General features: G+C 69.9%; 24 protein-coding genes and 1 pseudogene. 8 read left to right on the forward strand and 17 right to left on the reverse strand.

What is annotated here, in order from left to right:
* Positions 1 to 57: 57 nt before the first annotated feature.
* Positions 58 to 1,278 carry an RNA-guided endonuclease InsQ/TnpB family protein gene (locus tag ACQPXS_RS03250; RefSeq protein WP_433446700.1) on the reverse strand — a complete coding sequence of 407 codons (1,221 nt, stop codon included), beginning with the start codon at positions 1,276 to 1,278 and terminating at the stop codon, positions 58 to 60.
* A 340-nt stretch (positions 1,279 to 1,618) separates the two neighbouring features.
* On the opposite strand from ACQPXS_RS03250, the gene ACQPXS_RS03255 reads away from it, so the two are divergent.
* The 3 genes from ACQPXS_RS03255 (at position 1,619) to ACQPXS_RS03265 (ending at position 3,356) form a co-directional block, all read left to right on the forward strand.
* Positions 1,619 to 2,155 carry a GNAT family N-acetyltransferase gene (locus ACQPXS_RS03255; RefSeq protein ID WP_433446702.1) on the forward strand — a complete coding sequence of 179 codons (537 nt, stop codon included), beginning with the start codon at positions 1,619 to 1,621 and terminating at the stop codon, positions 2,153 to 2,155.
* A 151-nt stretch (positions 2,156 to 2,306) separates the two neighbouring features.
* Positions 2,307 to 2,870 (forward strand): dihydrofolate reductase family protein, encoded by a 564-nt coding sequence (locus ACQPXS_RS03260; RefSeq protein WP_433446704.1) that lies wholly within the window; start codon positions 2,307 to 2,309, stop codon positions 2,868 to 2,870.
* 297 nt (positions 2,871 to 3,167) lie between these two features.
* Positions 3,168 to 3,356 carry a nucleotidyltransferase domain-containing protein gene (locus ACQPXS_RS03265; protein WP_433446706.1) on the forward strand — a complete coding sequence of 63 codons (189 nt, stop codon included), beginning with the start codon at positions 3,168 to 3,170 and terminating at the stop codon, positions 3,354 to 3,356.
* 96 nt (positions 3,357 to 3,452) lie between these two features.
* Here the strand turns inward: ACQPXS_RS03265 and ACQPXS_RS03270 are convergent, their stop codons facing one another.
* The 5 genes from ACQPXS_RS03270 to ACQPXS_RS03290 all read right to left on the reverse strand — a co-directional run bounded on the left by ACQPXS_RS03270 (position 3,453) and on the right by ACQPXS_RS03290 (position 7,689).
* Positions 3,453 to 3,884, reverse strand: a complete 432-nt coding sequence (locus tag ACQPXS_RS03270) for a hypothetical protein (RefSeq protein ID WP_433446708.1) — start codon at positions 3,882 to 3,884, stop codon at positions 3,453 to 3,455.
* 146 nt (positions 3,885 to 4,030) lie between these two features.
* Positions 4,031 to 5,266: a TerD family protein gene (locus ACQPXS_RS03275; RefSeq protein WP_433446710.1), complete on the reverse strand. Its 1,236-nt coding sequence runs from the start codon at positions 5,264 to 5,266 to the stop codon at positions 4,031 to 4,033.
* A 132-nt stretch (positions 5,267 to 5,398) separates the two neighbouring features.
* Positions 5,399 to 6,259, reverse strand: a complete 861-nt coding sequence (locus ACQPXS_RS03280; protein WP_433446712.1) for a DUF427 domain-containing protein — start codon at positions 6,257 to 6,259, stop codon at positions 5,399 to 5,401.
* Between the two features lie 64 nt (positions 6,260 to 6,323).
* Positions 6,324 to 6,449, reverse strand: coding sequence for a hypothetical protein (locus tag ACQPXS_RS03285; protein ID WP_433446714.1), 126 nt, complete (start codon positions 6,447 to 6,449; stop codon positions 6,324 to 6,326).
* A gap of 370 nt (positions 6,450 to 6,819) precedes the next feature.
* Positions 6,820 to 7,689 carry an alpha/beta fold hydrolase gene (locus ACQPXS_RS03290; protein ID WP_433446716.1) on the reverse strand — a complete coding sequence of 290 codons (870 nt, stop codon included), beginning with the start codon at positions 7,687 to 7,689 and terminating at the stop codon, positions 6,820 to 6,822.
* A 226-nt stretch (positions 7,690 to 7,915) separates the two neighbouring features.
* Here ACQPXS_RS03290 and ACQPXS_RS03295 point away from each other — a divergent pair, with 226 nt between their 5' ends.
* Both ACQPXS_RS03295 and ACQPXS_RS03300 read left to right on the forward strand, forming a co-directional pair.
* The gene (locus ACQPXS_RS03295; protein WP_433446718.1) at positions 7,916 to 8,437 is read left to right on the forward strand and encodes a CGNR zinc finger domain-containing protein; all 522 of its coding nucleotides are present in this window, start codon (positions 7,916 to 7,918) and stop codon (positions 8,435 to 8,437) included.
* A 171-nt stretch (positions 8,438 to 8,608) separates the two neighbouring features.
* Complete coding sequence (locus ACQPXS_RS03300; protein ID WP_433446720.1) at positions 8,609 to 10,369, forward strand: MOSC domain-containing protein; 1,761 nt, start codon at positions 8,609 to 8,611, stop codon at positions 10,367 to 10,369.
* A 21-nt stretch (positions 10,370 to 10,390) separates the two neighbouring features.
* Here ACQPXS_RS03300 and ACQPXS_RS03305 read toward each other — a convergent pair whose 3' ends face one another.
* The 5 genes and pseudogenes from ACQPXS_RS03305 to ACQPXS_RS03325 form a co-directional block, all read right to left on the reverse strand.
* Positions 10,391 to 10,900 carry an ATP-binding protein gene (locus ACQPXS_RS03305; RefSeq protein ID WP_433455680.1) on the reverse strand — a complete coding sequence of 170 codons (510 nt, stop codon included), beginning with the start codon at positions 10,898 to 10,900 and terminating at the stop codon, positions 10,391 to 10,393.
* A 132-nt stretch (positions 10,901 to 11,032) separates the two neighbouring features.
* Positions 11,033 to 12,105: pseudogene (locus tag ACQPXS_RS03310) on the reverse strand (PP2C family protein-serine/threonine phosphatase); the annotation flags it as partial.
* Positions 12,102 to 12,491 (reverse strand): STAS domain-containing protein, encoded by a 390-nt coding sequence (locus ACQPXS_RS03315; RefSeq protein ID WP_433446722.1) that lies wholly within the window; start codon positions 12,489 to 12,491, stop codon positions 12,102 to 12,104. The pseudogene ACQPXS_RS03310 and the gene ACQPXS_RS03315, both read right to left, overlap by 4 nt.
* 78 nt (positions 12,492 to 12,569) lie before the next feature.
* Positions 12,570 to 13,154 carry an RNA polymerase sigma factor gene (locus ACQPXS_RS03320; RefSeq protein ID WP_433446724.1) on the reverse strand — a complete coding sequence of 195 codons (585 nt, stop codon included), beginning with the start codon at positions 13,152 to 13,154 and terminating at the stop codon, positions 12,570 to 12,572.
* A gap of 169 nt (positions 13,155 to 13,323) precedes the next feature.
* The gene (locus tag ACQPXS_RS03325; RefSeq protein ID WP_390683834.1) at positions 13,324 to 14,520 is read right to left on the reverse strand and encodes an epoxide hydrolase family protein; all 1,197 of its coding nucleotides are present in this window, start codon (positions 14,518 to 14,520) and stop codon (positions 13,324 to 13,326) included.
* A gap of 306 nt (positions 14,521 to 14,826) precedes the next feature.
* Between ACQPXS_RS03325 and ACQPXS_RS03330 the strand changes: the two genes are divergently transcribed.
* Complete coding sequence (locus tag ACQPXS_RS03330; RefSeq protein WP_433446727.1) at positions 14,827 to 17,601, forward strand: ATP-binding protein; 2,775 nt, start codon at positions 14,827 to 14,829, stop codon at positions 17,599 to 17,601.
* 123 nt (positions 17,602 to 17,724) lie between these two features.
* Here the strand turns inward: ACQPXS_RS03330 and ACQPXS_RS03335 are convergent, their stop codons facing one another.
* A complete protein-coding gene (locus tag ACQPXS_RS03335) occupies positions 17,725 to 18,174 on the reverse strand; it encodes a spore-associated protein (protein ID WP_365331418.1) in 450 nt (149 codons plus the stop codon).
* A gap of 228 nt (positions 18,175 to 18,402) precedes the next feature.
* The gene (locus ACQPXS_RS03340; RefSeq protein ID WP_433446729.1) at positions 18,403 to 18,666 is read right to left on the reverse strand and encodes a response regulator transcription factor; all 264 of its coding nucleotides are present in this window, start codon (positions 18,664 to 18,666) and stop codon (positions 18,403 to 18,405) included.
* A gap of 414 nt (positions 18,667 to 19,080) precedes the next feature.
* Between ACQPXS_RS03340 and ACQPXS_RS03345 the strand changes: the two genes are divergently transcribed.
* Entirely contained in the window at positions 19,081 to 19,470 is a 390-nt protein-coding gene (locus tag ACQPXS_RS03345) for a DUF6193 family natural product biosynthesis protein (protein WP_433446734.1), read from the forward strand.
* A gap of 49 nt (positions 19,471 to 19,519) precedes the next feature.
* Here the strand turns inward: ACQPXS_RS03345 and ACQPXS_RS03350 are convergent, their stop codons facing one another.
* The 4 genes from ACQPXS_RS03350 to ACQPXS_RS03365 all read right to left on the reverse strand — a co-directional run bounded on the left by ACQPXS_RS03350 (position 19,520) and on the right by ACQPXS_RS03365 (position 23,480).
* Positions 19,520 to 19,978, reverse strand: a complete 459-nt coding sequence (locus ACQPXS_RS03350) for a VOC family protein (protein ID WP_433446736.1) — start codon at positions 19,976 to 19,978, stop codon at positions 19,520 to 19,522.
* Positions 19,979 to 20,264: 286 nt separating this feature from the next.
* Positions 20,265 to 21,116, reverse strand: coding sequence for a S1 family peptidase (locus ACQPXS_RS03355; protein WP_365331426.1), 852 nt, complete (start codon positions 21,114 to 21,116; stop codon positions 20,265 to 20,267).
* A 205-nt stretch (positions 21,117 to 21,321) separates the two neighbouring features.
* Complete coding sequence (locus ACQPXS_RS03360; protein ID WP_433446738.1) at positions 21,322 to 22,554, reverse strand: hypothetical protein; 1,233 nt, start codon at positions 22,552 to 22,554, stop codon at positions 21,322 to 21,324.
* A 209-nt stretch (positions 22,555 to 22,763) separates the two neighbouring features.
* The gene (locus tag ACQPXS_RS03365; protein WP_433446740.1) at positions 22,764 to 23,480 is read right to left on the reverse strand and encodes a hypothetical protein; all 717 of its coding nucleotides are present in this window, start codon (positions 23,478 to 23,480) and stop codon (positions 22,764 to 22,766) included.
* A 349-nt stretch (positions 23,481 to 23,829) separates the two neighbouring features.
* On the opposite strand from ACQPXS_RS03365, the gene ACQPXS_RS03370 reads away from it, so the two are divergent.
* Positions 23,830 to 24,417, forward strand: a complete 588-nt coding sequence (locus ACQPXS_RS03370) for an O-methyltransferase (protein ID WP_433446742.1) — start codon at positions 23,830 to 23,832, stop codon at positions 24,415 to 24,417.
* Positions 24,418 to 24,934: the final 517 nt, after the last annotated feature.

Consider the following 24,934-nt stretch of genomic DNA (forward strand, 5'->3'; position numbering starts at 1 on the left):
CCCCTCCCTGAAGGGAGGGGATGCGTCACCCTCCAGGGCTGAGCGGGGATTTACGGCTCAGGCCGCCACCGGAGCCGGCGGCTCCGGTGGTCTCACGCCCTCGGCACCGTCCGGGTTCCAACCTGCCCGGACCAGCATCACGCGGGCGGAGTTCTTGTCCCTGGGGGACACGGCTCCACACGCGGTGCAGGCATACGTTCTCATCGACAGAGGCAGTGCGTGCTTGGTTCTCGCTCCGCACTGCGCGCAGTCCATGGTGGTGTGCGCCGGGTGCACGAGACGGACGTCCCGCCCGTGCTTGCGGCCCATCTCGCACAGGGCACGCTTCGTCGCGGCGATGGCGGCATCGGCCGCCTTGCGGGCCATGGTGGTCTTCGCCAGGAACTTCGGCCTGAAGTCCTCCACCGCGACCCCGTCGTGGCCGCGCATCACGGACTTGGCCCACTTGCGGGCGGTGTCCTCCCGCTGCCTCGCGATCTTCTTGTGCAGCTTGGCCGCCTGTGCCCGGGCCTGCCGGTAGCCGGAGGATGCGGGCTGTCCCTTAGGACGCCGGCGCCGGGCCATCATCCGCTGGTACCTCGCCAGCCGCTGCGCGGCCCGCCTGCCGTGCTGGGCATGCGGGAGGTCGTAGGCGTCGTCGGTGGTGGTGGCGGTCTCCTTCACACCCCAGTCCACGCCCAGGACGCGGCCGGTCTCACAGAGCGGCTCAACCTGAGCCGGGACGACGAAGGACGCATACCAGTGGCCGAGGCTGTCCTGGTACACGCGCACGCTCGACGGGTCGGCCGGCAGGCCCCGCGACCACACCACCCTCAGCACGATCTGGCCCGCAAGGTGCAGGCGGCCGTCCTTGAGGCGGAAACCGCGCTTGGTGTAGTTGAGGCTGGGCCGCGCCTCACGCTTCTTCTTGAAGCCGGGCATCTGGGCCCGGCGCTGCTGCGGCAACCGGTCCTTGATGTCCTTCAGCGCTTTGGCACGGGACTTGGCGAAGTCGCGTATCACCTGCTGCTGAGGCACCGAAGCGCCCTCAGCCAGCCATGGCGTCACCCTGCGGGCCTCGGTCAGCATCTTGTCCAGCTGAGCCGGACCACACGTCAGCTTCTCGCCGGTCGCCCGGCTCTGCGCGTGCACCTGCTGGGACTTGGCCACGCATTCGTTCCAGATCCAGCGGCAGCGATCCCACTCCGCTTCGAGTGCGCGCCGGGCCGTCTTCGACAGGCGCACACGGAAGGTGTACCGGGCATGCCCGGTGTCCTTCGTGGATGCCTCTGTCGTCATGCATCCGAACCTACCCGAGAGGACTGACAGTTGAGAGTTCTCGATCATCGTGGGCGACATCACCGCCGTGCGGGGTGGACACCGGATCGCCCTGACGGCGATTCGGCTATCCCTGCCCTGCCCCGCAGGAGTCCGATTCCTCCCCCGGCCTGAAGGCCGGGGCATCCTCGGAGAAACCCGGTGAGGTCAACGTGCCGGGCTTGTCCGGCGGATCTTCCCGGGCGCTCTGCCGGGCATCCTGCCTGCGCGCGGCTTGATGTGTGCGAGAGTCAGACGCCGTTGCCCACGCCGGCCACACGGGGGTTGAAACCCTGTGGTCGAGAGGATCAGGAGTCGTTCCATGTCCGATGAGATCACTCTGCGCCCGGTGACCGCCGACGATCTCGACCTGTTCGAGCGCGAGTTCAACGGACCGGAGGGGACGGGACCCTACCAGTGGTTCGGCTTCGGTTCACCGGCCGGCCTGCGCCGGCAGTTCGCGGAGAACGGCCTGCTCAGTCCTGACGGCGGCGTGCTTTCCGTCGCGGAGGCGGGCCGGACGGTGGGCCGGGTCGAGTGGTTCGCGAGTACCTGGGGGCGGCCCTCCACCTCCACCTGCTGGACCCTGGCGATCGGCCTGGTGCCCGCCGCGCACGGCCGCGGCATAGGCACTCAGGCCCAGCGACTGCTGGCCGAGTACCTCTTCGACCACACCAGGGCCGAACGGCTCCAGGCCTGGACGGACTGCGCCAACCTCGCCGAGCAGCGTGCGTTGGAGAAGGCGGGCTTCGTCAGGGAGGGCGTGCTGCGCTCCGCTCAGTGGCGCGGCGGCCAGTGGCACGATCAGGTGATCTTCTCCCTGCTCCGCGCGGAGCGGTCCGGCGGCGAACCGCGGTGACACGAGAGCGATCGACCTGACGAGACTTCAGTCGCCGAGCTGAAGCCTGTCAGGTGCCTCCGTCCATCGCACAGGGGATTCCGCGTGCCGCGGTGAGTCCTGCGGCGTCCGGCGGTCGTACTGTCGAACCCGTTACCGAGGAGGACTTCTGATGCGTAGCGTGACCTATTCGATGGGTGTCTCACTTGACGGCTACATCGTCGGGCCGGACGGCGGCTTCAACTGGACGGCGCCCGATGAGGAGGTCTTCCGCTTCGCCACCGACGAGGTGCGAGAGGTCGGCGTCCACCTGTTGGGACGACGGCTGTACGAGACGATGCTGTGCTGGGAGACCGTCGACCAGACTCCATCGCTCGACTTCTCGACGCTCGAGTTTGCCGCGATCTGGAAGCGGCTCCCCAAGGTGGTGTTCTCCACCACGCTCTCGGCGGTGCAGGGCAATGCCCGCCTGGCCTCCGGCGGTCTGGCGGAGGAGATCGAGCGGTTGCGGGCCGAGCCGGGTGAGGGCAACATCGCGATCGGCGGCGCGACTCTCGCCGCCGAGGCGGCCGCGTTGGGTCTGATCGACGAGTACCGGGCCAGGGTCTACCCGGTGCTGGTTGGCGGTGGCATTCCGTTCTTCCCCCAGCGTGGGCGCCGGGTGGATCTCGAACTCGTCGAGACCCGCACCTTCAGGTCGAGGATCGTCTACCTCCGCTACCGCGTGGTGCGCTAGGCCGACGGACGTTCTCCTCGCCATCCAGGCTGACCGTCGGCCTTCCCAACCGCGGGTCGAAGGACACGAGCAACTCCGTCGCGACCAGATCCCTCAAGCTGCACCCCCGCCCCAGCCGTGAAGCCAACGGCCTCGTCGCGGTCCTGCAAGAGCTGGGTTTCGCGGTGGCCGAGCGCCGCCTGTCCTCCTGCTTCGTCCTTCGTGACCGCGACGGGCGGACCGTGGATGTCCATCCTGTCGTCTTCGATCGGGAAGGCAACGGCAACTACACCATGGAGAACGGCGAGGTGTGGGTCTATGCCCGCATGGTTCGACGGGAGCGGAATCATCCGGGGAGAGGCGGTGCGGTGCCTGACCGCGGAGGGACAGGTCCTGTGCCACACGGGCTACCCTCTCGACGACGAGGTCCGGCAGGACATGGCCGCCCTGCAGCGATGTTTCGGGCTGGAGCTGCTGCCCGGGCAGACGAAGGGGCTACCGACCTGACACGTGATCGCGGCGGTCCACCGGGCCTGCGCACAGGTCCCATGCCGGCCCTGGCATGTGGACGGCGCCGTAGCAGGGGCCGGACTGTGCGGCGGATCAGCGCAGTGAGATATCAGGGGCGGCGTCCTCCGCGAAATGACGCCACTGCGACAGCCATCGGAAACCCCGCCTGATCCCTTCCAGGTCCGGGACCATCATCAACACCGGCAACGCCGCTGACCGCGGCAGCAACTCCGCCTTCGGCCACTCCGACGTCTGCCCGCACAGGTCGATCGGCACGTGGCCCTCGACCTCGTCGATGACGTAGCCGTACCAGTAGCCGTCAATCATCAGCGAGGCGACCGACCAGTCAGGCCCCACCCCGACGATCAGCACTGGATCACCGCCATCGTTCCAGGTGAACGTCACCGAGCCAGTCTCGTCGGCAAGCTCGTACAGCGCCGGCACGTCCGCCCGAGCCACCAGGCGCCCTTCATGCGCGCGTCCTGGGCGCCAGTCTTCGAACAACAGTCGATCGGGCAGTGTCATGACGCCGAACGTAGCACCGCTGCCCCGACCCACCGATGACGTCGCCCTGCACGGGGGCTCGGCACCGGGCTCAGCGGACGGTCGACGAAGAACGCGGCGACCGCTGCGACGTCGTCATGGCCAGAAGCTCAGAGGCCCGAGCCTTCTCACCCACCGACTCCGGCCCGCCACGGGCCATCGGCCTCGATGCGCAGCAGCCCCGGGACCTGGACGGGAGCGAGCACGTCGACGTGTCCGACCTCGTTGACGAGCAGCTCCTCGTCGTCCTGCGGCCAGTCGGGATCGGTCGACCGGACGTGGTGCCAGACGGCGAAGTTGCTCGTGCCACCGTGAGCGAAGGACAGCACACCCGCCGGCCCCTCATACACCAGCAGGTCGGGCCCCCGGCCGTCGAGGGCGTGCGTCAGCCGCCGGGCGTGACCGAGCGGCAGCACCCGCAGGGTCCAGGGTGTGTCCGCACGGACGAGCAGAGACAGCGGGCGGTCCTCGGGGACCGGGGCGACGGTACGACCGTGGACCTCGTCCTCGTAGGAGGACAGCAGGTCCTGGTCGCTGCGCCCGTAGGCGTCGCAGGTGTCCACATGTACCGAAATGCTGTCGCGGCACTCGATCTCGACGAGCACGCGGCCGCCCGGTGGGAGGCTCGGCGGGCAGGTGACGCGTTGCTTGCCCCGGCCCTGCTGGACGAACGGAGGGAACACCATGGCCAGTTCGGCCGCCAGCTGCGCAGCCGGATCGGTCTCGTCGGCAGGCACCGCGTCGGCGACGGGTAGGGGTACCGGCACGGCATCGGTCGTGGACGTGTGTGATGCGTACGTTGCCGGGGTCTGCCCCATCGGCTGTGCCGGCTCGTCCTCAACCGTGATCCCGAAGTCCGTGGCGAGTCCGGCGAGTCCCGAGTCGTAGCCCTGACCCACCGCGCGGAACTTCCAGCCGCCGTTCCTGCGGTAGAACTCGCCGAAGACGAACGCCGTCTCCGTCGTCGCGTCGCCGATCGCGAAGGAGGCGACCGGCTGTCCGCTCGGCAACTCCACCCGGACGCCCAGCTCGGGTATCCGGCCGAAGGTGCCTCCGTCGGCGGAGGCAGCGACCACGACCCGGTCGACGTCCGCCTCCAGGGCCGCCAGGTCGAGCCACAGCCGGTCGGCGGCGGCCCCTCCGCCCGTCTCTTGTTTCTTGCCCAGGTGGCGCACTGTGCCGGAGGAGTGCGCAGGCTGGTTGTAGAACACGAAGTCTGCGTCGGAGCGGACGCGGCCCGCCCCGTCCAGCAGTAGCGCGGAGACGTCTACGTCCGGCACACCGGGGCCGTGCCCCCAGGTGACGACCACCTGGAGGGCTTCTGCGGGTACGGGCAGATTGCCGCCCTTGGGCATCTGGGTCATGGCGTGATCTTCACACAGCGCCAACGCCTTACGGGGCGGATTCATCCACTCCGTCCGTCAGAGGCCGACGCCGTTCCGGTTGCCCCGTCAACGAGTTGGGCCAGGTCCCGGCGGTAGCCGGCGTGGTCGGACTCAGTGGGCCTTGACTTCGTCCGCGTCCAGGCCGCGGTCGATGCCGTGGGGGACGACGGTCTGCCCGGGCTGGAGATGCAGGCGCTCGCCGTCGAGACAGACCTCGACCTTGTCCGCTTCGAACGACACCAGGTCGCTGATGCGGTCGACCTCCCGGTAGGCGTTGCGGTACGTCCAGGCGGCGCGGCGTGCGTCGCCGATGTCGTAGTAGTCGCACAGGCCCTTGTAGGGGCAGAAGGTCTGGCCTTCGGCGGGGCGCAGTCGGGTCTCGTCGATGTCGGCGCGCGGGACGTACCAGCGGGGGGCGAATCCGGACTCGTAGAGGACGACGGGGTGTTGGGAGCGGGCGATCACCGTGTCGCCGTGGCGGACTTCCAGGGTGCGGGAGGTGTTGCGGATGTCGATGCGGTGGTACGGGTCCGCGGCGTGTCCCAGGATGCGTTCGTCCTCCTCGTAGACGGCGTCCATCGCCCGCCAGGCGAAGGCGATGCGGTCTTGGAGTTCGGCGGCGTGACCGGGCGGCGCGGTGAACTGCCAGGCGGCGCGTTCGGTGGTGCGGTCGCCGGCGTGCACCGCGTACCAGGCGGTGTCTCCGAGGTCCTTGTGGTGGGTGACCTTGCCACTCGGGAGCAGGGCCTGGGTGTCGACGTCTTCGCGGGGGAAGTAGGCGACGGGGTAGCGGCCCGGTTCGTGGAGCAGGATCACGTTCTCGCTGTCGGCGATCCACGTGTCGTTGAACTTCACTCGCATGCGGCGGCGCAGCGGTTCGGTGAACAAGAGGCGTTCCGGGAGGGGTTCGGGGGTGAGGAAGTGTCCGATCGTGCCGGCGGAGAGGGGGCCTTGCTGCCAGGACAGTCCCATGGCGGTCTCCATTGGGGTGGGGGGTGGACGGTGGCCGCACCCCGGGTGGGGTGGTTGTTGGCGGTCAGGGTGTGCAGGAGCAGCGTGAGGTGTGGGCCTCGGGCCGGCGGAAGCAGACCCAGACGGCCCTGCCTTGGCCGGTGAGGGCCTGCACTCCCCAGTCGTCGCACAGCTCCTGGACGATGCGCATGCCTCGCCCGGCTTCCGCGCTCGGCGAAGCGGGCGGGATGCGGACGCGGGAGTGGCTCGCGCTGTCGTGGACTTCGACGTGCAGGCAGCAGGGGTGCCGGATGAGGCGGACCAGGTACGTGCGGCCATCCGGACTCCCGTGCTGGACGCGTTGCCGGCCAGTTGCGAGACGCAGAGCCGGATGTCGTCGCCGCGCCGGCACCCGCCCCAGCCGTCGAGGGCCTGCATCGCGAAGTCGCGGGCGGCATGCATGGTCTGCGGGTCGGCGGCGAAGGTCTGTTGGGCGAGGTGTCGCATGGCCGGTCCTTCGCCGGCTGCGGCGGGAGGGTGACTGGTCCGCGGCCGCCGCAGCCGCCCCGACGCCCTGCGCGTCAGGCGAGGACGCGGCCGAGGAAGTCGCGGATGTGCTCGGTGATGGTCTCGAGGTGGCTCTCCAGGGCGAAGTGGCCGGACTCGAGCAGGTGGATCTCGGCTTCGGGCAGGTCCTGGCGGAACGCCTCCGCGCCCGCGGGGCCGAAGATCTCGTCGTTCGCTCCCCAGACCGCCAGCAGCGGGACCTGGGAGTCGCGGAAGTACTGATGGACCTGCGGGTAGAGGTCCACGTTGGTGGGGTAGTCGCGGAACAGCGTGAGCTGGATCTCGTCGTTGCCGGGGCGGTCCAGCAGCGCCTGGTCGTGGACCCAGTTGTCCGGGCTGACCAGGCTGGGGTCGGCGACTCCGTTCACGTACTGCCAGCGGGTGACCTCCAGGGTCAGGGCGCCGCGCATGGGGGCCTCGGTGTCCGGTCCCGGGGCCTTGGCGTAGGCGAGGGCGTCGTCCCAGAAGGGCTTGACGAAGCCCTCTTCGTAGGCGTTGCCGTTCTGGGTGATGATCGCGGTGATGCGGTCCGGGGCCTGGAGGGCGAGGCGCCAGCCGATGGGGGCGCCGTAGTCCTGCACGTACATCGCGAACCGGTCGATGCCCAGGTGCTGGAGCAGGCCGGAGGTGACCTCGGTGAGGGCGTCGAAGGAGTAGGGGAAGTCCTGCACGGTCGGCATCGCGGACTGGCCGAACCCGATGTGGTCGGGGGCGATCACGTGGTAGCGGTCGGCCAGCGCCGGGATCAGGTGGCGGAACATGTGCGAGCTGGTCGGGAAGCCGTGGAGCAGCACGACTGCGGGTGCCTGGGGGTCGCCGGCCTCCCGGTAGAAGACCTCGAGACCGTTGACGGTGGCGGTGCGGTGGTGGACTGCGGGAGCCATATTCCTAACCCCTCTAACGAGCTTTACTGGTTACCATACACAGTCGAGCATGCTCGATCTAACCTGTCAAGTAGATTTTGACGGTTACATCGCTGCGCCATCCGCTTGGCTGGTGCAGCTCCTCACGCAGGGATTGAGCTAACCGGAAAAATATGTTTAGATGGTTAGATCGAGATCTACGCTGTTTGTGTCCCGTCAAGCGAATCGATCTGGTGAGGAGGCGGCGATGGTGACCGGTCGGGAACAGCAGGACGCGCTGCTGGAGCTCCTCAACACCACGCCGGTGGTCAACGGCGTGGTCCAGGACCTACTGGCGGATCCGGACGCGGCCAGGTCCTGGCAGCAGGCCCACGGGGGCATCGGCAGCCCAGAGGAGTACCGACACCTCCTGCAGGCGCGTGATGCCCTACAGGAGGTGGTGCGCGGCAGTCGGCCTGCCACGTCGCTGGCCCCGATCTTGAAGGACGTCACCTCGCACCCGCATCTCTCCTCCGCAGGGGTGTCGTGGGAGCTGGACGCCTCGGCGGAGCGCCGCACGGCGGTGGAGGCCGTCCTGGCCTGGAGCGCACTGCAGGAGACGCTGCCCGGACGGCTGCGGCCCTGCGCCAACCCGGAGTGCCGGCTGTTCCTCATCGACCGCAGCAAGACCAACAAGGCCCGCTGGTGTTCGATGGCCGTCTGTGGCAACAGGATGAAGGCAAGGCGGCACTACCAGCGCGCCCGCGACGGCGCAGCCGGGTCAGGCTGAAGCGCGGACGCTCGCTGTAGCAGGCCACAGTGCGGTCGACATCGCTCACAAGGGGGATGACGATGGAGTCGTGATCACGGAATCGCGGGCGGCACCGGCGCTACGGCCCCAGCGCACCGATCACGGCCCCATGAGGGAATGCCCGGTCGGCCACCCCGCAGGAGGTCCGCAATGGCGACGCTGCTGTCCGTCAACGTAGGGATACCCCAGGACGTCTCGTGGCAGGGCAGGACCGTCCACACCGGTGCCTGGAAGGCCCCCGTCGAGGGCCCTCGTATGGTCCGGCGGCTGAACGTCGATGGAGACGGTCAGGGAGATCTGGCCGGGCACGGCGGCGAAATCCGTGCTGTCCTCGTCTACCAGCTGCAGTCCTACCAGTACTGGCAGAAGCAGCTCGGCCGCGACGACCTGAGCTTCGGGATGTTCGGGGAGAACTTCACCGTCGACGGCCTGCCCGACGACGAAGTGTGCATCGGCGACCGGTACCGCATCGGCGAAGCCGAATTCGAGGTCACCCAGCCCCGCGTCACCTGCTACCGGGTCGGCATGCGGCTGGGTGAACCCGCCATGGCCTCCCTGCTGGTCGCCCACCACCGCCCCGGCTTCTACCTGCGCGTGATCACCGAGGGCCGTGTCCAGGCCGGGGACGAGATCACCCTCATCCGCAAGGGCCCGGAAGGGCTCAGCGTCGCCGACACCGACGCACTGCTCTACCTCCCCGACCGCGACCCCGCCAAGCTGCGCAAAGCACTGAACATCCCCGCCCTCAGCCCCGGATGGCAGCAGTCCTTCCGTGAACTCGCCGCCGCCCAGCAGCCCAGACAGGAACCGGGATGGCCCGGCGAACGCGCCACCACCCAACAGCCCAGAGAAGAGCCCGGATGGCCCGGGTTCAGATCGATGCGCGTCGCCCGCATCGTCCCCGAGACCCCCACCATCTCGTCGATCTACCTCGAGAGCACCGACGACGCGCTGCTGCCCGAGGCCCGTCCCGGCCAGTACCTGTCCCTCCGCCTGCCCGTCGGCGACGCCGCCCCCGCGGTGCGCAGCTACTCCCTGTCCTCCGCCCCGACAGCACGCACCTACCGCATCAGCGTCAAGCACGAGCCTCACGGGAAGGTGAGCGGCTACCTCCATGCCGCGCTCCATGCCGGGGACCTCGTGGACATCGCCAGCCCCCGCGGAACGTTCGTGCTGCAAGACACCACCCGCCCGATCGTCCTCGTCTCGGCCGGCATCGGTGTCACTCCCGTGCTCGCCATGCTCCACCGACTCGCCGCCGCACGAGACCCACGCCCCGTCTGGTGGATCCACACCGCGCACGACCGCGCCCACCACGCTTTCAAGGACGAGAGCCAGGCGCTCCTGGCACAACTCCCCGACGCCCACGAGCACATCTACTACACCGCCGAAGCCCCCCGGCCCGGCGAGCCCCACATCAGCCAGGGCCGTCCGACCGCCCCATCGCTCAAGGCCTTGGGCATCCCCGTCGACGCCGACGCCTATATCTGTGGACCGCCCGCCTTCATGGACGACCTCGGCGGCCTCCTGCGCGGTCACGGACTGCGCCCCGAGCGGATCCGCACGGAACAATTCAGCGCGCTCCCGGCCATCAACCCCGGCATCACGCCGACGACCGCCGTCCGGCCGCATCAACCACCCGGTCCCACTGGCACCGGCCCCCTCATCACCTTTGCCCGCAGCGGCATCGCCACCCCGTGGTCGCCCGCCCACGCCTCCCTCCTCGAGCTCGCCGAGGCCTGCGACATCCCCACCCGCTGGTCGTGCCGCACCGGTGTCTGCCACACCTGCACCACCCACCTCGTGGCAGGCGAGGTCACCTACACCACGCCACCCCTCGAACCCCCGGAATCCGGCACCATCCTCGTCTGCTGCAGCCAACCCACCACCGAAGTGGTCCTCGACCTGTAGCCGACCAACACCTGTCCGGCGTCACTCGTCCATGCCGGCGGGGTCAGGGGTGTGCGGGGGTCTGGTCGGTGTGCAGGGCGATTGCCGGGCCCAGACGGTCTTTCCCTGCGGCTGGTAGCGGGTGCCCCACTGGTCGGCGAGGCTCGCGATGATGAACAGCCCCCGGCCGGTTTCGTCGATGGTGCGCGCATGTTTCACCCGCGGGGCGCTGGCGGTGGCATCGCCGACTTCGCAGGTCAGCGTCCGGTCGTGGATCAGGCGCAGTTGCACGGGCGGAGAGCCGTAGCGGACCGCGTTGCCGACGAGCTCGCTGACGATGAGTTCGGTGGCGTATGCGGTTTCGGCGTCCACTCCCCAGTCCTTCAGCCGGTGGCGGGCTGCTTGACGGGCCATCGGCGCGGCCTCCGGGCCTGCCGGCAGGGTGCGGGTCAATACCTGGCCGGTGGGCAGAGCCTTCGTGCGGGCGAGCAGGATCAGTTGCTCGCCGGTCCGGCGGCCTTCGGTGAGCGCGCCCGCGATGCCGTCGCGCACGCTCGGCAGCGGCCTCGCGCCGGCGCCGTCCAGGAGCGGGCGCAGGGGGGCGGAAGCCGCCAGCACTTCGTGGGCGAGCGCGTCGGTGCCCACGGCCAGGGTGCTTCCCGCCGGGAGGCTGACGACGGTCGCGGGGAAGGGAGCGGTGCCTGACTCGCCGAGCGGGGGACCTGGGGGAACCGGGAGGGGGGCTGAGGTGCCGTCGGGGAAGACGGCGACCGGCTCGGGCATGCCGGCGCGGGCGACGTGCAGGTGAGGTCGACGGGATCGTAGATCGCGACCGCGCAGCCGGCGGTGAAGGGCTCGACGTGCATGGGATCCTGGGCGGGAAGTGCGGCTCGCTCGGCGGCGAGACGGGTCGCGGTGTCGTTCAGGCGGGCCATGAGTTCGTCGGGCTGCAGGTCCAGGGCGGCCAGTGTGTGGAGGGCCGTACGCAGCAGTCCCATCGTGGTGGCCGCGGCGATGCCTCGCCCTGCCACGTCGCCGACGACCAGCGCGGTCCGCGCGCCGGGCAGCGCGATCGCGTCGTACCACGCGCCGCCGCCTTCCGGGTCGGGGAGGTGCAGCGGGGCGAGCTCCACGGTCGGCTGCTGGTCCGGACGCTGGGGCAGAAGCCTGCGCTGGACGGTGGAGGCGATGATCCACTCGCGCATGTACTGGCGGGCGTTGTTGATGCAGAGTGCAGCGTGCGCGCAGATGGCGGAGGCCACCGCGACGTCGTCCCGTTCGAAGGGGTCATGGCGTGGGTTGCGGTAGAAGCTGACGACGCCCAGAGCCTGACCGCGCAGTACGAGCGGCGCCACGATCAGGGAGTGGGCACCGGATCGCCTGACCGCGTGGGCTCTGGCCGGGTCGGCGGCCAGCCACGGGCTGTCCTCCTCGAGCGGGACGAGGCGCGGTCGAAGGTCGGACAGGACATCCGAAAAGGGCGTGCCGGCCGACAGGGGGTGCACGTCCCCGACCGGCTGGGCGCAGCTTCGGCCGCGGAGGGCTGCCCGGCGCAGGGGAACGTCCCGGGGGACGGGAAGGGTGGGAGGTTCCTCTCCGCGTACGACGTCGTCGAGGACCTCGACGTCGGTGGTGTCCGCGAAGGAGGGCACCACCGCCTCCACCAGCTCCTGGCAGACCGCCGCAACGTTCTGGCGGTGCCCGACCCGGGTGCGGACCGCCTCCAGGAGGGCCAGGCGGTTCAGCAGCCCGGTCATGTCGAGACCGCCGATTCCACCAGGTGGTCCAGGTGTGTCAGGCCCATCACCCGGCGTACGGGCCGGGCGGCCGAGACGATGGTGAACCGTCGGCCCTGGCGGCGTGCGCAGGCGTCTGCCTCGGCCAGGGGCCGCAGCCCCGCACCGTCGACGATGCGCACACACTCCAGGTCCATGGTGATGTGCTCGCCCCGGTCGGCGCAGTCGCGGAGGACCGCTCGGAGCCGGGGTGCGCTGGCCCCGTCCAGTTCGCCGCACACGACGACCAGTGCGTGACTGCCGTGACGGGTCACGCCGATTTCGGCGGCCTCCGGTCGTGGGGCCGGGACGATGGACGGCGCAGATCTCGGCGCGGGCACCTGGTGGGCGATGGTGATGGTGAACATGTGCGTGACTTCCAAAGGGTTTCGTGCGTGTCATGGCGGATGCGCGGGAGCGCGAGGCCGGAGCCCCGTGGCCGCCGTTCAGTCGAGGACGCCGCGCCGGTGTGCGGCGTCGGCGAGCAGCCCGAGCAGACGTCGCCGTGCGTGGTGCAACCGGGCCGCCGCGGTGCCCGGGGAGACACCCAGGATCTCCGCGATCTCCGTGTGGGAGAACTCCTCGACGTCGGCCAGGTGCACAACCAGGGCGGCCCCCCGCGGAAGTTGCCCGAGCGCGGCCTTCACGTCATGACAGGACAGGCGGTTCAGGGCCTGCGCCTGGGGCGTCTGGCGAGCAGGGACGACGGGGGGCTTCTCCCGGCGGCCGGTGGTGGGCTCGTCGTACGCGAGAACCCGGGCGTGGGGGCCTTGCCGGTCACCGCAGGGCCTGAGCGCGGTGTCGGCCAGGATCCGGAACAGCCACGCCTTGAGCCGCGACCTGTCGGTGAACGCCCCGAACGCGTGGAGGGCCCGGAGACAGGTCTGCTCGACCAGGCACTCCGCGGCTGCGCGGTCGCCGGTCATGAGTGTCGCGGTTGCGTACAACCGGCCGAGGAAGGGCAGGGCCTCGCGCTCGAACCGTTCGAGTTCGGCGTCCGGGACCACCGCCGGGGGTGTCGAGGGGGACATGGAGGGTTCTCCAAGGCTGCATGGGGATGTGTGCAAAGGGGATCCGGTGCCCGACGTGGCTCTGCCCGGGGGCGGCCGAGTGCTCGCCGTCGAGTCACTCGGCCGCCGTTGTCGCGTCAGGGTCCGTCCAGAGGATCAGGCGCGCCGGTCAGGGGATCGGACGTGCCGGTCAGCGCAGTGACCGCAGGCCCGCGCGGATCTCCTCGACGAGGATCTCCGGCTGTTCCCAGGCGGCGAAGTGGCCGCCCCTGGCAACCCGGTTGTAATGGACGAGGTTGGGATAGGCCTGCTCCGCCCAGCTCTTCGGGGCCTGGTACATCTCATCGGGGAAGACACTCACGGCGACCGGCAGGTTCACGCCCTTGACTCCGAAGAACGAGTTCGTGTTCTCCGCGTAGAGACGAGCCGCGGAGATCGCCGTGTTGGTCAGCCAGAAGAGCGTGAGGTTGTCGAGCACATCGTCCCTGGTGAGCCCTTCTGCCTGGCCGGCGAAGGTCCGGGCGATCATGTCCAGGCTGGCCGCGTCGTGGTCGAGCATGAAGGCGGCCAGGCCCACGGGGGAGTCCGCGAGGGCGGTCAGCGACTGCGGACGCGACCCCATCAGGTAGGCGAAGTAGACGTGCCGGTAGACGAAGTCCAGCTGCTCGACCGCCGCCTTCTCCTCGTCGGAGAGCGTCAGGCCCGCGGGCAGCGGGTTACCCGCGATCAGCGCGGCGTCGATGCCGGACGGAACCACTCCGGCCATGTTGGTGTGGATGCCGACCAGGCCCTCGGGCTCCTGCGCCCCCATGAAGTCGGCGACGATCGCACCCCAGTCGCCGCCCTGCGCGGCGTACTTGGTGTAGCCCAGGCGCTTCATCAGCTCGCCCCAGGCCCGTGCGATGCGCTCGGGACCCCAGCCGGTCGTGGTGGGCTTGCCCGAGAAGCCGTAGCCGGGCATCGACGGGATGACGACGTGGAAGGCGTCCGACGCGCTGCCGCCGTGGGCGGTGGGGTCCACCAGGGGGTCGATGATCTTCAGCTGCTCGATGATCGAGCCCGGCCATCCGTGGGTGACGATCAGCGGCAGAGCATCCTCGTGCTGGGAGCGGACGTGGATGAAGTGGATGTCCAGCCCGTCGATCTCCGTGATGAAATGCGGCAGAGCCTTCAGCTTCGCCTCGACCTTGCGCCAGTCGTACTCCGACGCCCAGTACCGCGCGAGCTCCTGGACCGTGGCCAGCTGCGTGCCCTGCGACTGGTCGGCGACGGTCTCCTGCTCGGGCCACCGCGCCGCCGCGATACGTCGGCGCAGCTCCTGCAGCTCCGCCTCAGGGAACTCGAAACCGAACGGCCGGATCGCCGGCTCTCGGGGCGTGACAGACATGTGTATCTCCTTGACTGCTGCCGGCGACCGCGTGTCACCGGCTCCTCCACAGTCGGGCAGGGCGGGTGCGCCTCGCCCCGGGGAAAACCCCGGGGATCGGTCCCCCCGGGGGGTCCACCCGGGGGGCCACGTGGCCTCCGCCCGGCGCCGCTCCGCACGCAAGCGGAGAGACATCGCCCGCCGAGTGAAATGAGTCGGACCACGCTGCACCAAAGGAACATTTATCGCGATATCAAATGAATAATTATCAAATGCGTTAAAATAGGAAATCCAAATATGGTCTGAATGCAGTCCCGGAAGTTGACCATGAGCGTGCCTGTCAGAGATCCGCAGGTCGGGGTGCGCGGTCGGGAACGTGAGCTGGCCGCGCTGGAGAGGGCGCTGGCCCAAGCGCGATCAGGCAGCAGCGCCGTCCTGGTCCTCCGCGGTGAGGCGGGTATCGGCAAAACCGCGTTGCTGGACTGCACAGAGCGCAGAGCCGTCGGGTTCCGTACCGTCCGCGTCGCAGGTATCGAATCGGAGATGGAGCTCCCCTTCGCGAGCCTTCATCAGCTCTGCGCGCCCTTGCTCGGCCGGCTCCGGCATCTGCCCGCACCGCAGCGCGATGCCCTCTCCGTCGCGTTCGCGCTGCAGGAAGGCCAGGCGCCGAACCGGTTCCTGATGGGACTGGCCGTACTCGGTCTGCTGGCCGGCGCCGCCGGGGAACGGCCCCTGGTCTGTCTCGTCGATGACGCGCAGTGGCTCGATCAAGGGTCCCGGCAGGTGCTGGCGTTTGCCGCCAGGCGGTTGATGGCCGAACCGGTGGCTCTGATCTTCGCCCTGCGGGATTCCGCAGGCGATCATGAGCTGGGCGGACTGCCGGAGCTGATCGTCGGGGGGCTCAGCGAGCCCGACGCCCGGGCTCTGCTGGCCTCGGCCGTCCGTGCGCCGCTCGACCCGCTGGTACGGGACCGGATCGTGGCCGAGGCCCACGGCAACCCCATGGCCCTGCTGCATCTGCCACGTACGCCTGCGGAGCTGGCGGGCGGTTTCTGGCTCTCCAGCAGCCGCCCCCTGGCGAGCCGCCTGGAGAACGCCTTTTACCAGCGGTACCGGTCACTCCCCCAGGACAGTCGGCGGCTCCTGCTGACCGCTGCGGCCGAGCCGACTGGAGACGCGAGTCTGCTGCGGCGCGCGGCCGGCCTGCTGGAGATACCGCCCGACGCCGCGGCACCCGGCGAGACCGCTGGACTTGTCGAGTTCGGCACCAGAGTGCGGTTCCGCCACCCCCTGGTGCGGTCGGCCATCTACCACGGGACGTCCGCGCCGGACCACCGGGCGGCGCACCGAGCACTCGCCGAAGCCACCGATCCCGACCTTGATCCCGATCGCAGGGCATGGCATCGCGCTCACGCCGCCAGCGGTCCCGACGAGAGCATCGCCCTCGACCTGGAGCGCTCGGCCGGCCGAGCCCAGGTAAGAGGAGGAGCCGCCGCGCAAGCCTCCTTCCTGCAAGCCGCAGCGGAACTGACCCCAGATCCCGCACGCCGTGTCACCCGCGCCCTGGCCGCCGCTCAGGCCCACATCGACGCCGGCGGAGCCGACCAGGCCCGCAACCTGCTCGCGGTCGCGGAGGCCGGCCCCCTCGACGACCTGCAGCGCGCTCAACTCGAACGGCTGCGAGCCCGGCTGGTGTTCTCCCAGGTACGCGGCAGCCAGGCGCCTCGGCTCCTGCTCGACGCCGCACACCGGCTGGCGCCTCTCGACGCCGCCCTCGCCCGTGACACCCTGCTGGAAGCGGCCGGCGCGGCGATCTTCGCCGGCCGTCTGAGCGAAGGACCCGGACAGCGGGAGGTGGCCGAGGCGGCCCGCGCCGGACCACCACCGCCGACACCGCCGCGGACCGTCGACATCCTCCTCGACAGCATCGTCACCCGGATCATCGACGGCTACCCTGCCGGCGTCCACGCGCTGCGGCGCGCCCAGCATGCCGCCCAACAGGAAGACAAGCCCGCCGCGCCCGACGCGGACATGCGCTGGCTGTGGCTGGCGTGCCGCATGACACCGGATCCCCTTGCCACGGAACTATGGGACGACGACGCCTGGTACGAACTGGCGACCCGCGCGGTCACCCTCACCCGCGAAGCGGGGGCACTCGCCGTCCTGCCGATGGCGCTGAGCTACCAGGCGTGCTTCCAGGTGCATGCCGGCGAACTCGACGGCGCGGCGGCTCTGATCGACGAGGCCACGGCGATCTCGGAAGCGGCGGGCGGCGTACCCATGATGTACACGTCGCTTGTGCTCGCCGCCTGGCGGGGCCGGGAATCCCAGGCGCTGGACCTCATCGGCACCACCGTCGAAGAAGTGCGCTCCCGGGGAGAGGGACGGTCCCTCGCCCTCGCCGAGTACGCCACGGCGCTGCTGTACAACGGCCTCGGCCGCTACGATGCCGCGCTGCCGGCCGCGCTGCGCGCATGCCGGTACGAGGACCTGGGCTTCTTCGGCTGGGCCCTGACCGAGCTGATCGAGGCGGCCGCACGCAGCAACCAGCCGGAGATCGCCGCGGCGCCGCTGGACATGCTCACCGAACACACCCGCGCCAGCGGAACCGCATGGGCCTTGGGCATCCAGGCCTGCTCACGTGCCCTGCTGAGCGACGACCAGGCCGCCGACGCGCTCTACCAGGAGGCGGTCGAACACCTCGCTCACTGCCGGATCACCGTCCCCCTGGCCCGCGCCCGTCTGCTGTACGGCGAGTGGCTGCGCCGCCGCAACCGCCGCCAGGAAAGCCGTAGACAGCTGGCTCCCGCCTACGAGGTGTTCAGCCGCATGGGGGCCGACGGCTTCGCCGAACGGACCCGCAGGGAGCTTCTGGCCACCGGGGAGACCGTACGGAAGCGGACGGTCGGCGCTCTGGACGAACTCACCAGCCAGGAGTCCCAGATCGCCAGGCTGGCCAAGGACGGCAACACCAACGCCGAGATCGCCGCTCAGCTCTTCATCAGCCCGCGCACGGTGGAGTGGCACCTCGGCAACGTCTTCACCAAACTCGGGGTCAGCTCCCGCAGGCACCTGCGCAGGGCGCTGTCGCATTCCCAGTAGCCGTATACACAGCATCGCCGTCGCGTCCTGCCGGAACCATGCCTGTTCCGACAGGACGCGTCGGACCGGGTCGCTACGCACGCGATGTGCTGGGCGTGGGCCTTGCGCCGGTCACGAAGGCGGTCAGCGAGTGAAGGTGACCCGGCTTTCCTTCAGGGCACCGCAGTTGGAGCCGGTCACCTGCACGTACACGTTGCTGATGTTGCCGCCCCAGTCGACGCAGTGGGCCTTGCCGTAGACATAGGTCGGCCCCGCGTACGACGTGTACTGCCCGTAGTCCTCGTCACCCTGGTCGGTGTCGGAGACGTAGATCCATGCGGACATGGCCACGGCGGTACCCGGGTTGCTGCGGATGGTCGCGACGCAGTTCTTGCCGTTCGTGGAGTTGTACGTCAGATAGACGGTGCCCAGTGAGCCGACGGGCGCCGAGTTGACGGTCTTGTAGCCGCTTCCGCAGACCCTCTGCGGGGTGGTGTTGGCCGCGGCTGAGGCGGGTGACGCCAAGGCCGTCGCGGCCCCCACCGACAGGGCCGCCACTGCGGTGGCAGCCACGGCAGAACGAGCAAATCGCATATTTCCCCCTTGCGACTGTTGGAGGTGGTTGCTCCTACATGGTGTGACCGCCGCGCCTGCCAAAGGGTTGTGCCGTGCCGTCAGGTTGCCTCTTCCAGGGCGCCGTTGACGCCCTCGACTCGGCAGGCGCAGGAAGGCCCGAACGGCCAAACGCACGGCCCGAGTTGCACAGTCCGGCCCGGAGCGATCGCCGGTGTCACCGGCCTTTCGGCGCCGGCGGTGCCGTCCTCAAAGCCCCGCCCGAAAGGCGACCCGTGCGGCCTCCACGCGGTTGGTGGCTCCGAGGCGCTCCATGACCTGGCTGACGTGTCCGTTGACGGTGCCCTCGGTCAGCCCCAGCTCGAAGGCGATGGCGGCGTTGGACAGACCGCCGGCGAGGAAACGGAGGATGTCTCGCTGCGGTCGGTGAGGGACTCGACCAGGCGCAGGCTGTCCGGATCCGCGGGTGGCAGGCAAGCGCGGCCGAGGAAAACCAAGGTCACCGGGGGGCATGGCGAGCCTGAGGGAACCATCCGTCCGCCCCGGGAACCAGCGGCTCGGGCACAATCAGGCGCCACGCCCACACCACCTGATCCCGCCGTCCTCTACCCCGACGTCGCAGCCTGCGGCAGCCTTGCCGCAGCGCTCCGGACCGAGACGGACGGCTGCCTCGGTGTCGTCCCGTCACGTCCTCGGGCTCCGCTCCCCTGCTCCACGCGACCGTCGCAAGCACCCTGCGGCATCGCGCACCGCTGGAGATCAGCGCATGGTCGTACGAACGACGGTGGTCGATCCGCGGCACGGACCCTTTCCAGGGCCTGGCCCTCGTCGACGGCAGGACGGACGAACCTGGCGGAGGTCGCCAAGGCGGCCCGGGCGTGGCACGACGGAGCGCCCCTGAACGACATCCGCCGGGCGGCACCCTTCGTGCACCTGACCGGCCGGTTCGAGGTGCCCGACAACGATCCCGCGCGCCTGGCGGAATCCGAGTGGCAGCGCATGCGGCAGGAGGCGAGCGAACTGGAGTACGTCTGGCATGAGACGTACCAAGCTTTGATCGAGGCGGCGTACGCCGAGCCGGTGCTGCGCGCCCTCTACCCGTTCACGAGCCACTGGGCGCTGCGCTTCTCCACCACCACCCGCCCGCATCTGACCGTCGTCGGCCCGTGCCTGACCGCGAACAGCGACGGCACCTACGGAGTGGGCAGGGGTTTCATGGGTGAGGACCTCGGGCAGTTCGCCACAGCGCACGAGGCCGTGGCCCTCGCCGTGCGCCACCTGCCGCCGGGCCTCGGCCCGGTCACGCTCGGCGGCTGACCCGGCCGGGCGCGCCGAAGGGTCGACGGCGACCCGTTCGGATCATCGTTCAGAGGAAGCGTTCCCGGGCGCGGCGGGCCACCTCGTCCGGCGTCAGGTCCTCCAGGTGTGTGAGGAAGATCCAGACGTGGCCGTAGGGGTCCTTCACGATGGTCGTGCGATCGCCATGGAACTGGTCGGCCGGTGGCTGCAGGACTTCCGCGCCGGCCGCGGCGGCCCGTCGCGCGAGCGCGTCGACGTCTTCGACGAAGACGTGCAGGCCCACGGTGGTGCCGCCGATATCGGTCGGTGCCCTGAAGAGTGGTCCCTCGGCGTCGCCCAGCATGATGATGGAGCCCTGGGTCCTGATCTCGGCGTGCACGATGCGTCCGTCCGGGGCGTCGAGACGGAACAGCTCTTCGGCACCGAATGCTCGGGCGTAGAAGTCGATCGCGTCCGCGGCGCCGTCGACCATGATGTGGGCGACGACAGCGTTTCGGTAGGTCTCGGGAACGGCGGTCGCGGTCATGGGAACTGCCTCCTTTGTTGGCTGCTGCCGATGACCACGAACCTAGAAACCGAACCACACTTGAGGTCAAGTGTGGATCAACTCTGCCTGGGCGCCGGCACACGGGGCCCGGTCTTCACGTGGTGATCCTCGCCCGCTCCCGCGCGGGCGCCTTTCGGCCGTTCGGCCTTCAACCCTCGAGCCGCCCGGGCGCGTTCTGCTCTCACGACGGGGCGGCTCGACGGTCGTGCCCACGGGGTGTCCCGTGAATTCCGGTGGTGGCCGGTGGATGCCGGCGCGGTGGTCTCTAGTAGATGCTGACGCCGTAGGCGCTCAGCGCCTCGGGCACCGGCTGGTAGAACGTCGTGCCGCCGGTGGTGCAGTCGCCGCTGCCGCCGGAGGTGATGCCCAGTGCCTTGGTCCCGTCGTAGAGGGGGCCGCCGGAGTCGCCTGGTTCGGCACAGACAGTGGTCTGGATCATGCCGCTGACCGTGCCGCCGCCCTGGTAGCGGACGCTGACGTTGAGCGCGGTGACCGTGCCGCTGTGGGTGCCGGACGTGGAGCCGGTGCGTTTGACGTTCTCGCCGACGTAGGCGTTCGCCGCACTGTAGCCGCCGGGGTGGCTCAGGGCGGTGTTGTCGTAGCGGACCAGGGCGTAGTCGTTGCCGGGGAAGTCGTAGCCGATGGTCGGGCCGATGAGGGTGGTGTGGGCCTGGTTGGTGTACCAGGTCTTGGCGACCTTGCCGCAGTGGCCGGCGGTGAGGAAGTAGTACGTGCTGCCGCTGACCACGTTGAAACCGAGCGAACAGCGGTACTGGCCGCCGTAGATGGCGTCGCCTGCGCCCAGCAGCGGCCGGAAGACGCCGTTGGCGTGGCGGACCTGCACGGTGCCCGCGTCGCCGCCGGCGGCCTTCTCGATGCGGGCGATGCCCGCCTTGGTGACCGTGCTGTCGGCGGTGACGACCACGCGTCCGGACGCCTGGTCCACGTACCACGCGGTGCCGTCGACACCGGCCCGGGCGATGTTGTCCGAAACGCGGGCCAGCTGCGCCGCGCCGTGAGATGCCGTGCCGGCGGCACCGGCGGTGGGTGCTCCCGCCAGGGTGGCGGCGACGAGACCTGCGGCGACGGCGAGCAGTCGGGTGCGCTTGGTTCTCACTGATCCTCCTCTTGGGAAGCGGAAGGCCCAACGGGGTGGGGGCCCGTGAGACTTGCCGGAACGGCTTGTTCCTGACATGCACCGATCAGTGAGAATGCCTCCGAAGTACGCCGCGCACAAGGGACTCACAGCAACTGAAATCCTGCACCGTGAACCACTGGTTCATGCCACAGCCACCGAAGGAGCCTGGCCCAGCCGATCCCCGTCAGGAGACGCGGAAGTCTCCGGCCTCCGGGTAGGCCACGTGGCTGCAGCCGCGCTGCTTCGTGATGGTGCCGACGTACGCGTGGAAGAGGGCGGACAGGGTTCGGGAGTCGAGCACCTCGTCGTAGGTGTAGCTGGAACTGAGGGTGTGCAGGGCGGGCTTGCCGTCGCAGATGGACGAAGCCCACCAACCGCCGCTCGTGTGCCCGGCCGTTCCCCTCTTTATGATCTTTTCCTCGTCGACGATGCCGTCGTATCCCACTGTCCGTGCCTCCGTACCGAAGTAGGAAGCGGTGCGCAGCCACCATGGCGAGTGGGTCAGTGCACTGCGGGCGAACTCGCGCTTGTCGCCGTGCAGGCCGACGGCGATACGGCTCACCTGGTCCGGGCTGACCGCCAGAAGACAGCTCTCGACGGGGTTCGCCTCGCGCACTGACACGGCGAGGGCCCGGTCGGGCAGCCGGCCTTGCCCCTGTTCCTTGATGTGCCGGGCAAACCAGCGGCACGAACCTCCCGCCGCCCGCGCCGGGCGCAGAACCGACGGTGCCTGCGCCAACTGGCGTCCGGGCAGCGCGGGAAGTCGGGTCCTACACCCGATCCGGTCGGCGAGCACCTTGGTGGCTGAGCGCGCAATGCGGGCGAGGCGCTGGCGGTCCGCCGCCGAGACGTCGTCGTAGTCGGCGCGGGCGGTGACGTGCAGCAGTTCAGGGGCCGTCGCGCTACTGCCCGGTCCGCACTCGGCGCGGACGGTGGTGTACCGGTTGCCGTACCAGCCGAGGGTGCCGTCGCCCACGGGTTGTGCTTCGGGGCGCCGGTCGGCGACAGCGGTGACGTCGCGCTTCTGGCTGCCCTCCATGCCGTAACTGTCGTAGAACGGCTCGAGCCGGCTGTCGTCACCGATCCAGTTCAATGGTTTGGCGGGGGCGCTGCCCCGCACCACCAGCGTGAACAGGCTCGTGGTCTTGCCGGGGCCGGGCACCTTGTAGACGGCGCACGAATCGGGCAGTTGCCGCACATCGAGCCGGTCGTAGTCGCTGCCCTTCGCCCGGACCATGCCACCCTGCAGGTCCATCACCTCGGCCCCGGGCACGAGCCCATCACACGCCGCGCCGATGTCGCGCTCGCTGGAAGCGCGGTCCCGTACGTCGTCGACCGTCAGCCAGCCCGCGTACAGGCTCAGCCCGATCCCGCCCCACGCCGTCCACCGCCACAGTCTGATCCATCCCGCGCGCACCGCTTGTCCCCCGTTCGAGCCCGTCCGGCGCGATCATTGCCACGCCGGGCACCGAGCGTAGACGTCCGGACTCGGTCGAGTCGACGCAGGGCAGGCAGTGACAGCACGATCGAAGGCAGGGGGCAGTGAGGGCCGACCAGGGTCGTCTCTCCGCTCGCGCAGCCGGTCGCGGTCGCGCGGCCTCGCCCCCGGCCCGCCTGGCCACCGCCTCAGTCGCAGTGGCTCGGTGCCAGCTTCTGCGCCGTGACCGAGGGCGGATCCTGCCGGACGCGGAAGGCGTAGCAAGGGGCCGTGGAGGATGCGCCCGTGCGGTTGAGCAGTCGGACGGTGACGATCAATCGGCCCTTGGGGAACTGCATCCGCACCACGTCGATCCCGGGCGTCCGCCACACCTCTGCCGTTCTCACGGCGTCGAGTCCGCCCTTGTCGAGGGTGGCACGTGCCTCGGCGACCACGTCGTCCGCGACCTCGGCAGGACGCCGGTGGGCGGCGGGCGCCCGACCGCCGCATGCTCCGTCGGAGATGCGTGCGGCGGTGACGCGGGGCGGGACGACGTGGAACCGGTAGCAGCCCGTTGTCTGCGTTGGGCCCATGAGACCGGGCCCGAAGCCCACGAGCAGCGCGGTCACGGTCACGGTTCCGCCCTGCCGTCGTACGTGAACGTGACCCGCCATCGGCGCGGTGTGTACGTCGCGATCGATCTCTGTGCCGAGCAGAACCCCGTCAGCCGCCGAGTCCGCCAGCCGGGCCCTGGTCTCCGCCACCTGCTTTTCCATCTGGTCGCGGGCCTCGTGTTCCCAGTGGCGGGGAGCCAGCGACAACCACAGCCACACACCGCTCACGGCCAGCAGAGCGAGCACCAGTACGGCAAGACAGCCGTTCCACAGGCACCCGGCGACGCCGCCCCGTCCAAGCGAACTCCGCATCGGCACCGGCTCCATGCCGACTGTGCTCCACTCCCCGTCTCTCCCCATACGGCCAGCCTCCTGTCCAGCCGCCGCGTGGTCGCCTCGCTCATCCGATGCGTGACCCGATCGCCGCCGCATCGCAGCCATGGTGCGTCCACAACGCCGGCAGCCACGAAGCCGGAACCGACCGGTCCCCCTCCCGCTGCCGAAACCGGCGAGAGCGTCCGGCATCGGCAAGGTCAACACCTTGTCCCTTGCCGCCGGGCGAACCATGGCGCCCAGCCGGACGGCATCGGCCGAATACCGTGTGCACGGATCAAGGCCAGGCGTGCTGGCGACGACAAACCATCCGACGACGGGAGCCTCCGTGGATCCGCAGCTCGCGCGTGTTCTGGACGACCTCTACCAGGAAGGGCGGGCGCACGACGGCCCGTTGGCCGACCGCCTGCTGCGGCTGCGCAACATGACTCCCGAGGCGGCCCAGCTGATCGCCCTGCTGATCCGTGTCCAGCGCGCCGGCTCGGTGCTGGAGATCGGAACCTCCAACGGCTACTCGGCGATCTGGTTCGCCGACGCGGTCCGCGACACCGGCGGCCTGCTGACGACCGTGGAGATCGACGAGAACCGGGTCGCCGCGGCGCTCCGGAACGTGGAGCGGGCCGGGGTGCGCGACCACGTCGAGGTGGTGCACGGGGACGGTGCCGATGTCCTGGCCAGGACGCCCGACGCCTCGGTCGACCTGCTCGTGCTCGACGCCGAGCGGCCCGCCTACGTGGAGTACTGGCCACAGCTGCGTCGGGTACTGAAGCCGCACGGGGTGGTGGCCGTCGACAACGCCGTGAGTCACCGGGAGCAGGTGGTCCCCTTCCGGGAACTGCTCTCCGGTGACCGCGCGTTCGACGTACAGCTCCACCAGCTGGGCGACGGTGTGCTCACCGCAGTGCGGGTGCACTGACCACTCCGACTCCTGGGGTACCGCGGGTGCGACCCGTGAACGCGGCTGGACCATGTCCCCCACCGGGCCGATGGGAGGTTTGTCATCGGCCACCGCCGAGGCGATTCCAGCCGGCCCGGTCCCGGCGCCGCGCCCCGACGAGAGCCCGGTCGGGCTCCTCGCCGCGCGCTGCCGGCCTCCGCCGCCTGCGCCACCGCTGAACCCGTCACAGCCTCGGCGGGACGAAAATGGCGGCCGACGCGCACCGCAATTTCCGAACTCACCGGCTGCGTAAAGAGATGACGGCGGGCGTCGGAATTCAATTGCCGCCGCCCTGTCGGGCATCGGCCCGCAAGTTCGGCCGGATCCAACCATTGTGGGCGCGAAGTCAACGGCCGGGCACCCCTCCTGCGCTGCCACTACGTGATTCTGCACAAGTGAGAACCCCGGACCGCACCGGCCCTTTCCAGGAAATGAACGTGTAACGAAGGGGGTATTGACAGTCCGTCATTCCGAACCGGCTAATTATGCGGACGCG

Origin of the sequence: Streptomyces sp. CA-142005 (genome assembly GCF_050942335.1) — a bacterium.
Lineage (GTDB): Bacteria > Actinomycetota > Actinomycetes > Streptomycetales > Streptomycetaceae > Streptomyces.